General features: G+C 66.3%; 12 protein-coding genes. 7 read left to right on the top strand and 5 right to left on the bottom strand.

Annotation, left to right across the window (positions count from 1 at the left end; translation table 11 throughout):
• Positions 1 to 9: 9 nt before the first annotated feature.
• Together NC4_RS01015 and NC4_RS01010 are read left to right on the top strand one after the other, a co-directional pair.
• A complete protein-coding gene (locus NC4_RS01015; protein ID WP_067531217.1) occupies positions 10 to 1365 on the top strand; it encodes a dipeptidase in 1356 nt (451 codons plus the stop codon).
• A gap of 97 nt (positions 1366 to 1462) precedes the next feature.
• Positions 1463 to 3775 carry an MMPL family transporter gene (locus tag NC4_RS01010; RefSeq protein WP_067531215.1) on the top strand — a complete coding sequence of 771 codons (2313 nt, stop codon included), beginning with the start codon at positions 1463 to 1465 and terminating at the stop codon, positions 3773 to 3775.
• 26 nt (positions 3776 to 3801) lie between these two features.
• Here the strand turns inward: NC4_RS01010 and NC4_RS38600 are convergent, their stop codons facing one another.
• Both NC4_RS38600 and NC4_RS01005 read right to left on the bottom strand, forming a co-directional pair.
• Entirely contained in the window at positions 3802 to 4014 is a 213-nt protein-coding gene (locus tag NC4_RS38600; protein WP_084528330.1) for a DUF397 domain-containing protein, read from the bottom strand.
• Entirely contained in the window at positions 3999 to 4892 is an 894-nt protein-coding gene (locus NC4_RS01005) for a helix-turn-helix domain-containing protein (protein WP_067531213.1), read from the bottom strand. The genes NC4_RS38600 and NC4_RS01005 overlap by 16 nt, the downstream gene beginning before the upstream one ends.
• 829 nt (positions 4893 to 5721) lie before the next feature.
• Here NC4_RS01005 and NC4_RS00990 point away from each other — a divergent pair.
• Positions 5722 to 5913 (top strand): hypothetical protein, encoded by a 192-nt coding sequence (locus tag NC4_RS00990; RefSeq protein WP_067531207.1) that lies wholly within the window; start codon positions 5722 to 5724, stop codon positions 5911 to 5913.
• Here the strand turns inward: NC4_RS00990 and NC4_RS00985 are convergent, their stop codons facing one another.
• Positions 5914 to 6558 carry an MBL fold metallo-hydrolase gene (locus NC4_RS00985; protein WP_067531204.1) on the bottom strand — a complete coding sequence of 215 codons (645 nt, stop codon included), beginning with the start codon at positions 6556 to 6558 and terminating at the stop codon, positions 5914 to 5916. It abuts the gene before it with no gap.
• Between the two features lie 154 nt (positions 6559 to 6712).
• On the opposite strand from NC4_RS00985, the gene purS reads away from it, so the two are divergent.
• Both purS and purQ read left to right on the top strand, forming a co-directional pair.
• On the top strand, positions 6713 to 6946 hold the full coding sequence (purS, locus tag NC4_RS00980) for a phosphoribosylformylglycinamidine synthase subunit PurS (RefSeq protein WP_067531202.1): 234 nt from the start codon (positions 6713 to 6715) through the stop codon (positions 6944 to 6946).
• Positions 6943 to 7620, top strand: a complete 678-nt coding sequence (gene purQ / locus NC4_RS00975) for a phosphoribosylformylglycinamidine synthase subunit PurQ (RefSeq protein ID WP_067531200.1) — start codon at positions 6943 to 6945, stop codon at positions 7618 to 7620. The genes purS and purQ overlap by 4 nt, the downstream gene beginning before the upstream one ends.
• On the opposite strand, the gene NC4_RS00970 is transcribed toward purQ, so the two are convergent.
• Positions 7617 to 8699, bottom strand: coding sequence for a substrate-binding domain-containing protein (locus tag NC4_RS00970; RefSeq protein ID WP_067531198.1), 1083 nt, complete (start codon positions 8697 to 8699; stop codon positions 7617 to 7619). The genes purQ and NC4_RS00970 overlap by 4 nt on opposite strands.
• 47 nt (positions 8700 to 8746) lie before the next feature.
• Here NC4_RS00970 and NC4_RS00965 point away from each other — a divergent pair, with 47 nt between their 5' ends.
• Both NC4_RS00965 and NC4_RS00960 read left to right on the top strand, forming a co-directional pair.
• Positions 8747 to 9196, top strand: a complete 450-nt coding sequence (locus tag NC4_RS00965; protein ID WP_067531195.1) for a MarR family winged helix-turn-helix transcriptional regulator — start codon at positions 8747 to 8749, stop codon at positions 9194 to 9196.
• Positions 9197 to 9339: 143 nt separating this feature from the next.
• On the top strand, positions 9340 to 10659 hold the full coding sequence (locus NC4_RS00960; protein WP_067531193.1) for a M18 family aminopeptidase: 1320 nt from the start codon (positions 9340 to 9342) through the stop codon (positions 10657 to 10659).
• Here NC4_RS00960 and NC4_RS00955 read toward each other — a convergent pair.
• On the bottom strand, positions 10637 to 11896 hold the full coding sequence (locus NC4_RS00955; protein WP_245721431.1) for a glycosyltransferase 87 family protein: 1260 nt from the start codon (positions 11894 to 11896) through the stop codon (positions 10637 to 10639). The two genes, NC4_RS00960 and NC4_RS00955, sit on opposite strands and share 23 nt — an antisense overlap.
• Between the last annotated feature and the right edge of the window lie 84 nt (positions 11897 to 11980).

Genomic DNA, 11980 nt, shown 5'->3' with positions numbered 1-11980 from the left:
GGAGACGGAATGACCGAGAAAGAGCTCCGCGCCGCCGTACAGGTCCTCATGCCGCGCGCGAAACAAGATCTCATCGAACTGGTTTCGTACAAGTCGGTGTACGACGCGCGGCAGTTCCCGATCGAGGAGTGCGAGAAGACCGCGCAGTGGGTGGCGGATGCCTTCGCCGCAGAAGGGCTCACCGATGTGGGGTTGCACGAGACCGCCGACGGCAGCAAGGCCGTGGTGGCGCGCCGCCCGGGTCCGCCCGGAGCGCCGCACGTACTGCTCTACTGCCACTACGACGTGCAGCCGCCCTTGGACGAAAAGGCTTGGCGCACACCGGTATGGCAGCTCACCGAGCAGAACGGGCGCTGGTATGGGCGCGGCGCGGCCGACTGCAAGGGCAATATCGTCATGCATCTGACCGCCCTGCGCGCCCTGCGCCAGGTCGGCGGTGACGATTTCCCGGTCGGCCTCACGCTCATTGCCGAGGGCTCCGAGGAGCAGGGCACCGGCGGTCTGGAGGACTTCGTCCCCAAGAACGCGGATCTGCTGCGCGCCGACACCATCCTGGTCTGCGACTGCGGCAATTTCGCCGTCGGCGTGCCGACCTTCACCGAAACCCTGCGCGGCAATGTGAATGTCGTGGTCACCATCGAAACCCTGGCCGGGGAAATGCATTCCGGCATGTTCGGCGGCGCGGCCCCCGATGCGCTCGCGGGCCTCATCCATGTGCTGTCCACCTTGCGCGACAAGGACGGCAACACCACGGTCTCCGGATTGAGCAATGACCAGAAGTGGGACGGCGTCCAGTACCCGGAGGACCAGTTCCGCTCCGACGCGGGCGTTCTCGACGGCGTGGATCTGCTCGGCTCCGGCGCCGTCGCCGATATGCTCTGGGCCCGACCGGCTCTGACGGTCCTCGGCATCGACGCCCCCAAGGTCGTCGGCTCCGCGGCCGCCATTCAGCCGCGCGCCGCCGCGCGCATCAACCTGCGCATCCCGCCCGGCACCGATCCGCAGCAGGCGCTGAAAGCCCTGACCGCCCACATCGAATCGAATACGCCCTGGCATGCCAAGGTCACCATCGAGAAGGAGTCCACCGGCGCGCCCTTCCGTTCGGCCACCGGCGGCCCGGCCCGCACCGCCATGGCGGCCGCCTTCGCCGCCTCCTACGGCCGTCCCGCCACCACCATGGGCCAGGGCGGCTCCATCCCGCTCTGCAATGTCTTCGCCGACACCTATCCGGACGCGGAAATCATGTTGATGGGCGTGGAGGAACCCACCTGCCTCATCCACGCGCCCAATGAGAGCGTCGACCCCACCGAGATCGAGCACATGGCCCTGGCCGAGGCCCTCTTCCTCGCCTCGTACCGCAGGTAAACATTCCCGTTTGATACGTTGGCTATTTCAAGGCAAACTCTGGTATCGAGAGCACGACCGACCGAAAGCGCTATCCGGCGACCGCTAGGAGAAGCTCGTGTCCGTCTATCTGTACCGGTGGGGCAGGTTCGCATATCGACGGAAGTGGATTGTCCTTCCGATCTGGTTGCTCCTCTTCATGCTGCTCGGCGGGCTCGGGGCCGCCCTGCAGAAACCGATGAGCAATGACTTCGATATTCCGAACCTGCCCTCGGAGCGGGCCACCGAGATTCTGGACAAGCACTTCCCGGGGATGTCGCAGGCCTACAAGTTCGACGCGGTCACCGGTGTCTATGTCATCGGTGCGCCGCCGAACACCACGCTCACCGACGATGCCAATCAGCGGGCGATCAAGGGCCTCATCCAGCAACTGGAGGGGCTCGGGATCGTCGATCACAGCAAGCCGCTCACCGATCCCATTACCGCCGCCCAGGAGATGGGCTGTCTCGACGGTGACCGTGCCTCCAGCGAGTTCATCTCCAAGTGCAGCAATGCGCCGCTGAACGTGCTCAACAAGGAGAATCCGGATTCCGTTGCGATTCTGAGCGTTCCGTTCACCATCGAGAACTTCGCCGATGTCACCGCCGACGATCGCAAGGCGGCCTACGACGTGTCCGACGGTGCGCGGCGGGCCGGGCTCACCGTCGAACTGTCGGGCACCATCGCCATGGAGCAGGAACAGCCCAGCGGTAAGTCCGAGATGATCGGCATGGGCTTCGCCTTCATTGTCATGATCATCTGCTTCGGCGCCATCGTGGCGGCCTTCGTGCCCATCATCACCGCCATCGTGGGCCTGGGCGCGGCCACCTCGCTCATCTTCTTGGGCACCTCGGTGCTGTCGGTGCCCAGCTTCACCACCTTCCTGGCCTCCATGATCGGCATAGCGCTGTCCATCGACTACGCGCTGTTCATCGTGTCCCGCTACAAACACGAACTGGCCGTGCAGGATTCACCCGAGGAAGCCGCAGGCGTTGCCCTCGGCACGGCCGGATCGGCGGTCGTGTTCGCGGGCCTGACCGTGATCATCGCGCTGGTCGGCCTGAGCATCGTGGGTGTGCGCTTCCTGACCTTCATGGGTCTGGGCGGCGTGGTCGCGGCGGGCTTCGCGGTGCTGGTCGCCCTGACCCTCATGCCCGCGCTGCTCGGTGCGTTCGGGCGGTTCCTGTTCAAACCCAAGCTGCCGCTCATCGCCAAATACGACCCGGAGGACGACACCCACGTCACCAATGGCATGCGGATCGGGCAGCTGATCGGCAAGCTGCCGTGGGTCGCGCTGGTGCTCAGCATCGCGGTGCTCGGCCTGCTGGCGGTGCCCGCGGCCAAGATGAATCTCGGTCTGCCGGGCGAGGATTCGATGCCCAAGACCTCCACCGTCCGCAAGGCATACGAACTGCGCACCCAGGGCTTCGGCGAGGGCAGCAATGGCGTGCTGCAGATCGCGGTGGATCTGTCCGCCACTCCCGCCGATCAACGGCAGACCGCGGTGACCGCGCTGCGCGACAAGCTCGCCTCCTATCCGGATATGAACTACGTGACCGATCCGACCTGGAGCGAGGACGGCCAGGGCGCGCAATTCGAGGGCGTGCCCAAGACCGGGCCCAACAACCAGGAGACCAAGGACCTGGTGCGCGATGCCCGCGACGCCGAATCGCAATTCAAGTCCGACTACGGCATGCGCTACGGAATCACCGGCACCACAGCCATTTACGCCGATATCGACCATGTGCTGCTGGGCAAGATCGTGCCCTATCTGGCCATTGTGGCCGGTGCGGCCTTCCTGCTGCTGATCGCCGTATTCCGGTCCATCCTGGTGCCTTTGACCGCGGCCCTGGGCTTCCTGCTGTCCATGGCCGCCACCTTCGGCGCCACCGTGCTGATCTTCCAGGAGGGCAAGTTCGGCCTCATCGACGAGCCGCGCCCGATCATCAGCTTCATGCCGATCATGTTGATCGGCTTGGTATTCGGCCTCGCCATGGACTACCAGGTCTTCCTGGTCACCCGCATGCGCGAGGAATACGTGCACGGCGAGGAACCCACCCAGGCCATGATCAAGGGCTACCACCACGGCGCCCGCGTGGTCACCTCCGCCGCCATCATCATGATCTTCGTATTCGGCTCCTTCATCATGGAACCCGACGGCAGCGCCAAATCCATGGGCTTCGCCCTCGCCGCGGGCGTTCTCCTCGACGCCTTCATAGTCCGCATGATCCTCATCCCCGCCCTGCTCGTGCTCATGGGCAAGGCCGCCTGGTGGATGCCGGACTGGCTGAGCCGCATCGTCCCCGATATCGACGTCGAGGGCGCACGCCTGCGCGAACTCCAGCGCACCGAAGCCGATGGCCGCGCCCAGGAGGTCGCCGCTCCACACTGACCCGAGATGGCACTCGCCGGTCGGCCTCAGGCGTCCGACCGGCCGGGACCCCCGGCGATCACAAGCGCGGTGAACGCAGACCACCCGGCGGGAGAAAAGATCAGCGCGGGGCCCGCCGGGTCCTTCGAGTCCCGGAGTCCAACAGCTCCATCATCGAGCCATGCGACCTCGACACACTCCGAAGTCCCTTGGCTGTGGCTGCTTTTGAACCACGAGACACCGGCTAGGTTTCTGCCCACAGTTCGTACTCCTTCGCGAGACTCCGCAGCAGTGCTCGAGTGTCCACCGGATCCAGCGCCGCCGCGTGCAATGCCGCTGACACTGCCCTGTAGCGCTCTACGTCGGCTTCTTTCTGCAAGTAGAGGTGTGCGGTGATGACACTCTCGACATACACAACAGTAGGCTCCACAGGCCGCCCCTTGCTGTCGAATCCGCAGTCCAAGATCACGAAGGGGCCCGGCAGCATGCCCATCGGGATACCCGCCGTGAACGGCAGCACACGCATCGCGACATTGGGCCACGTGCTCGCATCGGCCAAGTGCCGCGATTGGTTCGCCATGATCTTGGGGCTCCCCACGACTCGCCTGAGTGCGGACTCGTGTAGGACGACGTCGAGTTCGACCGGTGCGGCCCTTCGCCTGACAATGGTTTGCCGCCTGATCCGCAGGGCCACATGGCGTTCGATATCTCGGTCGGATGTGGCCGGTGTGTAGTCGTGCATCATGGTCCGGGCGTACTGCTCGATCTGTAGCAAGCCCGGTACCAGCTCCTGATAGGAAATCAGCTGTCGAGCCGAGGCTTCCAGTCCGACGTAGTCGTCGAAGTGGTCAGGAAGCAGATCGCTGAATTCGTGGTACCAGGTCTCGGCGGCAGCTTGCTCTGCGAGCTGCTTCAGCGCGGTCTTCTCGGCGTTGGACCGTTCGTAGATCTCGCACAGGCGCTCGATCAGGCGCGGCCGAACCTTGTCAGCGGTGCCCCTCTCGATGCGGTGCAGGGTGGACGTTCCAATCTCCACGAGCTGAGCCGCCTGGGCCATCGTGAGCCCGATCTTCTTGCGGTACTGGCGCAGAAATCGCCCGAGCTGTCGTCGTGGCAGCGTGCTGTCTTCACCGGCCATCGCTGGTTACCCCTCGGTAGATGGAACGCCGGATCGCAGGAAATGGAAATATTCTGCGCCGATTATGGAAACGGTGCTGGGGAAACGCGGTTTCTTCAGCGGATCCCGTCGATCGTACCGAGGTTGGCGAGGTGCCGTGCTGTCCTGGGCGACACAACGCATCCCCGCCCGATCACGGGAGGTTTCCACCAGTGCCCGACCTTCCCCACCCTGCCTCGACTCCCACCCCGGATCCGGCACGCGACCTCGAAATACGCGTCCTGACCGACATAATCAACGCCATCGAGTCCCTGCTACGGCATTTCGAAGACTCGGGAACCGCGCTCGTGGCCCCCCGCCCCGAAGCGTATGCCCTCGTCATCCACGCAGTGCTCGCCAGTGCGCGGGCCACCGGCCACCATGGCTCCGGAAGCCTCGCCTACGCCCCACTTCTCGACGCGATTCCCCCCGGCGTAGAGACAAATCCCTGGGAGGCAGCCACTTTCACAACGCTCATCCACGGCATCGCCCGTCCCTGACATCTAGGAGCGCACCATGCTGACCGTCCTCGCCTTGCTCAGCTTCGTCCCCGTCGCCGCCACCAGCTTCAGTCTCGGTGTGTGGTGGAGGGCCGCAACAACATACGGCCGCCACGCAATCGGTAACCGCTGACCGGCCGTGATCCAGCCGCCCCGACCCGTGTGGTCGCCGCCGCAGATGACATCGGCCGGACCGGTTACTGGACAAAGGAACTCATCACTGCCGACCACTGGTCATTCGTGCTCACCGATCAACCTCTGGGTGGCGAGCGCCCGGTGAACACCGCCGACGATGCAGCGTTCAACCCTCGGTGTCGCTCTCGCAGTACGCCTATTCCGGACGAACGGCGAGCTGGTCCGCGACGGTCGAAACCTTCAATGTGGCAGTCACTCCCACGCCATTGCGGCTGGATTTCGGTGACGGCATCCGGCTCGAGCTGATCCTGCACGCCGTGGACGGTCTCCGTCAGGCGCCGGGCATCACGCTGGGCCGGGCGTCCTGATCAGAACTCGGTGTGGTCCTCGGCTTCGATGACCTTGAAATCGGTTCCGGCGGGGGCCATTTCGTTCAAACGACCGAAATAGATGCCCTGCGCTTCCGGGGCGATGATGCCGAAGTGAATCGGGAAGGCGGTGCGGGGGTTTACCGCGCGCAGGTAATCCACCGTTTCGCTGATCTTCATCCAGGGGGCCACGGCGGGGATGGCCAGTACGCCGACATCGACGGGCGGCACCCAGAGGGAATCGCCGGGATGGACGAATTGGGCCGGATCCTCCGGGGTGCCGAGTTGGAAGACGGTGTTGTCGATTACCGGGATTTCGGGATGGATTACGGCATGCCGCCCGCCGCCGCCGGTGATCTGTACATTTCCGACTTTCAAGACATTTCCCGCGTGGACTGCCTGCCACGGCTCCTCGCGCAGCGCCGCGGTCTGTGGATCGGCGAGCAGTTTGGCCTGGGGATTGCCGTCGATCAGCTTGGCGATGCGGTTCGGGTCGATGTGGTCCGGATGCTGATGGGTGATGGCAATGGCGTCCAGCCCGGTAATGCCCTCGAAGCCGTGCGAGAAGGTGCCCGGATCGAAAAGGATCTTCGCGCCGTTCAACTCCACGAGAATGCAGGAATGTCCGAAATGGGCTATGCGCATGTCCGCAACGGTAGTCCTCGGGCGGTGTGTCGCACACCACGACCGGCGTGACCCGGCGGCACGCGCGCAACCACCCTCAACTACCCTGATCAGCGGAACCCCCGCTCGGCCAGCCGTAGGCCCGGGCGCCGCCCCACCAGCTGAGGAGCAACGCGTGGCACGTGTCGTTGTCGAGGTGATGCCGAAGGCCGAAATCCTGGATCCGCAGGGCCAGGCCATTGTCGGCGCACTGGGGCGCCTGGGGCACCCCGGAATCTCGGATGTGCGGCAGGGCAAGCGATTCGAACTCGACGTTGCCGATGACGTGAGCGACGCCGAACTCGAGCAGATCGCCGAATCGCTGCTCGCCAATACGGTTATCGAGGACTGGAAGGTCGTCCGGCTGTGAGCGCACGCATCGGAGTCATCACCTTCCCCGGCACGCTCGACGATGTCGATGCCGCGCGCGCGGTGCGGCTCGCGGGCGGCGAGGCCGTCGCCCTGTGGCACGCCGACGCCGATCTGAAGGGCGTCGACGCGGTCATCGTGCCCGGCGGCTTCTCCTACGGCGACTACCTGCGGGCCGGGGCCATCGCGCGCTTCGCGCCGGTCATGGGCGAGGTCGTGGCGGCCGCGGGCAAGGGCATGCCGGTGCTGGGCATCTGCAATGGCTTCCAGATCCTGTGCGAGGCCGGGCTGCTGCCGGGTGCGCTCACCCGCAACGAGGGCCTGCACTTCGTGTGCCGCGATCAGTGGCTGACCGTGGAGAACACCGATACCGCGTGGACCTCCCGCTACGAGCCGGGCGCGCAGATCCTGATTCCGGTCAAGAACGCCGAGGGCCGCTTCCAGGCCACCGACACCGTGCTCGACGAGCTCGAGGGCGAGGGCCGCGTGGTGTTCCGCTACACCGGCGGCAATCCCAATGGATCGCAGCGCGATATCGCGGGCATCGCCTCGGCCAGCGGTCGCATTGTCGGCCTCATGCCGCATCCCGAACACTCCACCGAACCGCTCACCGGACCGAGCGACGACGGGCTGGGGATGTTCTTCTCGGTGCTCGACGCCCTCGTCTCCGCTTAGGAAATTCGGTCGAGGATCTCGAACTCCACTCCCTCGGCGCGGGCGATATAGGTCGGACGCACCACCTGGTTGCCGTCGAAACCAATTCCGCCCGAGGGAGTTTCGAGAGTCGCCTCCGAAACGGCCGCATGCACCCGCCCGACGTCCAGGGATCCGGCGGCCTTCGCCATGGCCCGTAGCGTGTGCAGTGCTTCGTACTCGGTATTGCTGAAGTTGGTCAGCGCCGGGGCGAACGTGCCGTGCAGCCGTCGATAGCGCTCCGCCTGCTCACGCCCCTCCGGCCCGTTGACGAAGAAACTCGACGGCACATACAGATTCCGGTTGGCCCCGCGCCCCGCGCCGAGCAGCACATTGTCGTCCACCGCCGGGCTCACCCGCAGCTGCCGCTCATCACGCCCGAACCGGGCGAACTGCTTGTTGAACCGCGCCACATCCGCGCCCACCAGCAGCACGATCACCCCGTCCACGCCGTCCAGCCGGGGATCGGCGAGGAAGTCGGCGAAATCCGCGGTGCCCAGCGGCACGAACCGCTCCAGCGGCAGCGCCGGTTCCAATGCCCCGTAGCGATCGGCCAATTCGGTCCGCACCACCTCGGCGGTGCGCCGCGGCCACACGTAGTCGTTGCCGATAATGGCCCATCGGTGCGCCCCCAGCTCGCGGCGCAGCCAGCGCAGCGCGGGCAGAATCTGCCGCCCCGGATCCGAGCCGACCAGGAAAAGTCCAGGTGGCGGGTGGTCCACACCCTCATGATCGGTGGCGAACAGATAGGGCACCCGCCCGGCATTGGCCTGGGTGACCGCCCGGCGCACGGCCGAGGTGTGCCAGCCCGTGATGGCGTGCACCATGCCGGTGGCCAGCAGGGCCGAGACCTCCCGCGCCACCTCCGCGGGTTCGCGCCCGCCGTCCAGGTGAGTGACCCGCAATTCCCGTCCGAGAATTCCGCTCCCGCCGTTGATTTCTTCCACCGCCAGAGAAATGGCGGCCTCGCAGGAGGGCGCGAAGATACCGCCCGGTCCTTGCTGCGGAACTATGTTGAGGACCTCGATACTGTTTTCGGGATTCCCGCCGAACGGGGTCATCGGTTAGTCTTCCCCTCGTTCGAGCTGTGATTTGACGGGCGGGAAATATGGCGACAATTCTAGGTGGCATTTCCACGCTGCATCGGGCGCTGCGTGCCGCTGAACGCAGTTGGCTTCGTCACCTTGACGCGGCACTATGCGCCAGGCGACTGACGGCCGATCAATGGTGCATGCTGACCAATCTGTCCCCCGATACCGGCATCACCATGAGCGAGCTGGCCGCGCGCGCTCAGCTGCCGCCCTCCTCCGCCACCCGGCACGCCGATCACCTGGCCGAACGCGGTCTCATCTTCCGGGTCGCCGCCGCCGACGACCGCCGTCGCATTCTCATCGGCCTGAGCCGCCGCGGCGTGGAGCTCGTCGAGGAGGTGCGGGCCGAGGAGGTCCGCGCCGAGGCTGAACTGCGCGGGTGCCTGGGCGCACAGGACTATCTGGAGCTGGTGCGCCTGCTGGAACAGGTCGCCGAGGCCGCACCGGAGCTGGCCCGCGGCGCCTGAACCGGGCCCGCACCGAAAGCTGGTTATTACCAGTCTGTGAATTGCTGTATTTCCCAGACGTTTCCGAAGTGGTCACCGGGCGCGCCCGCGGATTGGGCAACCGGATCGGAAGAAACTGAACTGAGAATGCTTAGGATTGCGGCATGCCAGTTGCCGAGACCACCGCTACCGCCGCCGGACTGTGTGAATTCATCGATGCCTCCCCGTCGCCGTTCCACGTGTGCCGCACCGTCGCCGCGGAACTCGACGACCACGGCTTCACCAGACTCTCCGAATCCGCGTCCTGGCCCTCCAGCAGCGCGGGCCGCTACTACGTGGTGCGCGGCGGTTCGCTGGTGGCCTGGGCCGATGGCGGGCCCGGCGCGCCCACCGGTTTCCGCACCGGGCAGGCGACGCCCTTCCGCGTGGTCGGCGCGCACACCGACAGCCCCAATCTGCGAGTGAAGCAGCACCCCGATACGGCGGTGGCGGGCTGGCAGATGGTCGGGCTGGAACCCTACGGCGGGGCCTGGCTCAACTCCTGGCTGGACCGGGACCTCGGCATTTCCGGACGGCTCTCGGTGCGGGACGGAAATATGGTGCGGGAACGGCTGATTCGCATCGACGAACCCATCCTGCGGGTGCCGCAGCTGGCCATCCACCTGTCCGAGGACCGGCGCGGGGTCACCCTCGACCCGCAGCGGCACGTGAATGCGGTGTGGGGGATCGGCGGGGAACCGCGCTCGTTCATGGCCTTCATAGCCGAACGGTCCGGGATCGAGCCGAATGCCGTGCTCGGCTGGGAACTCATGACCCATGATCTGGTGCCGTCCAAGCTGATCGGGCGCGATCTGGATCTGGTGAGCGCGCCCAGACTGGACAATCAGGGCACCTGCTACACCGGACTGCGCGCCTTCCTGGCCGCCATCGACGAACCGGGCGTGGCCGTGCCCGTGCTGGCCATGTTCGATCACGAGGAGGTCGGCAGCCAGTCCGACCACGGCGCGCAATCCGGGCTGCTGCCCACGGTGCTCGAACGCATCGTGCTGACCCGCGGCGGCGGCCGCGCCGAATATCTGGCCGCCCTGGCCGGATCGGTCTGCGCCTCCGGCGATATGGCGCACGCGACTCACCCGAACTATCCGGACCGGCACGAGCCCATGCACCGCATCGAGGTCAATGGCGGGCCCGTGCTGAAGGTCAACCAGAACCTGCGCTACGCCACCGACGCGACCGGCGCGGGCGCCTTCGCGCTGGCCTGCGCGCAAGCCGATGTGCCGTTGCAGCGCTACGTCCATCGGGCGGATCTGCCGTGCGGATCCACCATCGGGCCCATGACGGCGGCGCGCACCGGCATGCCGACCGTGGATGTCGGCGCGGCGCAGCTGGCCATGCACTCCGCGCGCGAAATGATGGGCGCGGCGGACGTTCCCGCCTACGCCGCGGCCCTGGCCGCGTTCCTCACCCCGGATGCGCCGCGGTGACGGCCTTGGCCGGGTGATAGGTGAGCACCGCGGCCACGAAGATGCCCAGGGTGAACAGCACATAGCTGCTGCCGAGCAGCTGCTGCCACCACGACCAGTCGAGTTCCCGATCGGAATTGTGCGGTAGCACCCACTGCGGGCCGATGGCGAACATGACCACCGCCAGGCCGACCGTGCCGAGATAGATCCGGCTGCGGCGGCCGCGGGCGATGGCATCGGCCGCCACGATCAGGGCGGGCGCGATCCACACCCAGTGATGCGACCAGGACACCGGGGAAACCAGCAGCACCGCAGCGGCATTCACCATGAGCGCGGCGGCGTCCGCCCCGGCCTCGAACAGCCGCTTCATCCAGACGGCCGCCAGCGCCACCGCGATGAGCGAGAGCGTCACCCAGATGAGCGTCGCCGCCGAATCGGACACCCCGAGCCGGAAGGCGAAGCCCTTGAGGGACTGATTGCCCGCGAAGTACGGCGGCCCGATGCGCCCGGTATCGGTCAGCGTGTGGAACCAGTACTGCACCGAATCCTTCGGGAAGACCGCGAATCCCACGCCCACTGCGGCAATGGCCGACAGCACCAGCGTGATCGCGCCCTTCCAGTCCTTGCGCAGCACGAAGTAGAGCAGGTACCCGGCCGGGGTCAGCTTCACCGACACCGCGATGCCGATGAGCATGCCGCGCGGCCAGAACGGCTTGCGCACCAGGCAATCCAGCGTGATGGCCGCCATGAGCACCAGATTGATCTGCCCGAACCCGTAGGTCTGGCGGATCGGTTCCAGCAGCTGCAGCAGCGCCACCGCGCCGATCACGAGCGACAGCCGCGTGATCCGGTCCATGCCCGGCCGCAGCCGGTCCAGCACCACCCACAGCGTGATGCCGAGCGCGGCAATGGATGTCGCCAGCACCGCCCAGGAGGCGACCGGTAGCGACATGATCGCCAGCGGCGCGAAGAACAGGGCCGCCAGCGGCGGATAGGTGAACGGCAGCCCGATGCCGAACACCTGCGGCATGGGCCCGTACAGGTCCTTGTCGTCCAGCCAGGCGCGAGCGCCATTGCGGTACACCTGGAGATCGATGTACCCGTGCCAGAACTTGGCGAAATAGCTGACGAGTGCGGAGGCGACGAACAGCCCCACCGCGATCAGCAACAACTTCCGCTGCTGCGGCGTCAGCCCTGCATTCCCCTTTTGCGCGGTCACGGGCTCGGCCGGATCCGCAAGCCCGGATCGATCGCTCACGGGTGAAGCGTAGCTGCCCGTCCCCACCGGGAGTTAAACGCACGGCGGTGTGCTGGCGGTGTGCTCCCGAACACACTCGCGGGT

The organism is Nocardia crassostreae (assembly GCF_001613405.1).
Taxonomy (GTDB): domain Bacteria; phylum Actinomycetota; class Actinomycetes; order Mycobacteriales; family Mycobacteriaceae; genus Nocardia; species Nocardia crassostreae.
The sequence above is the reverse complement of the archived record's forward strand: the minus strand, read 5'-3'. Positions and strand labels throughout refer to the sequence as shown.

Coding starts and splice junctions, on each gene's coding strand:
- NC4_RS01015 (WP_067531217.1), top strand. CDS start 10: ATGACCGAGAAAGAGCTCCGCGCCGCCGTACAGGTCCTCATGCCGCGC.
- NC4_RS00970 (WP_067531198.1), bottom strand. CDS start 8,699: ATGACCCCGTTCGGCGGGAATCCCGAAAACAGTATCGAGGTCCTCAAC.
- NC4_RS00965 (WP_067531195.1), top strand. CDS start 8,747: ATGGCGACAATTCTAGGTGGCATTTCCACGCTGCATCGGGCGCTGCGT.
- NC4_RS01005 (WP_067531213.1), bottom strand. CDS start 4,892: ATGGCCGGTGAAGACAGCACGCTGCCACGACGACAGCTCGGGCGATTT.
- NC4_RS00960 (WP_067531193.1), top strand. CDS start 9,340: ATGCCAGTTGCCGAGACCACCGCTACCGCCGCCGGACTGTGTGAATTC.
- NC4_RS00985 (WP_067531204.1), bottom strand. CDS start 6,558: ATGCGCATAGCCCATTTCGGACATTCCTGCATTCTCGTGGAGTTGAAC.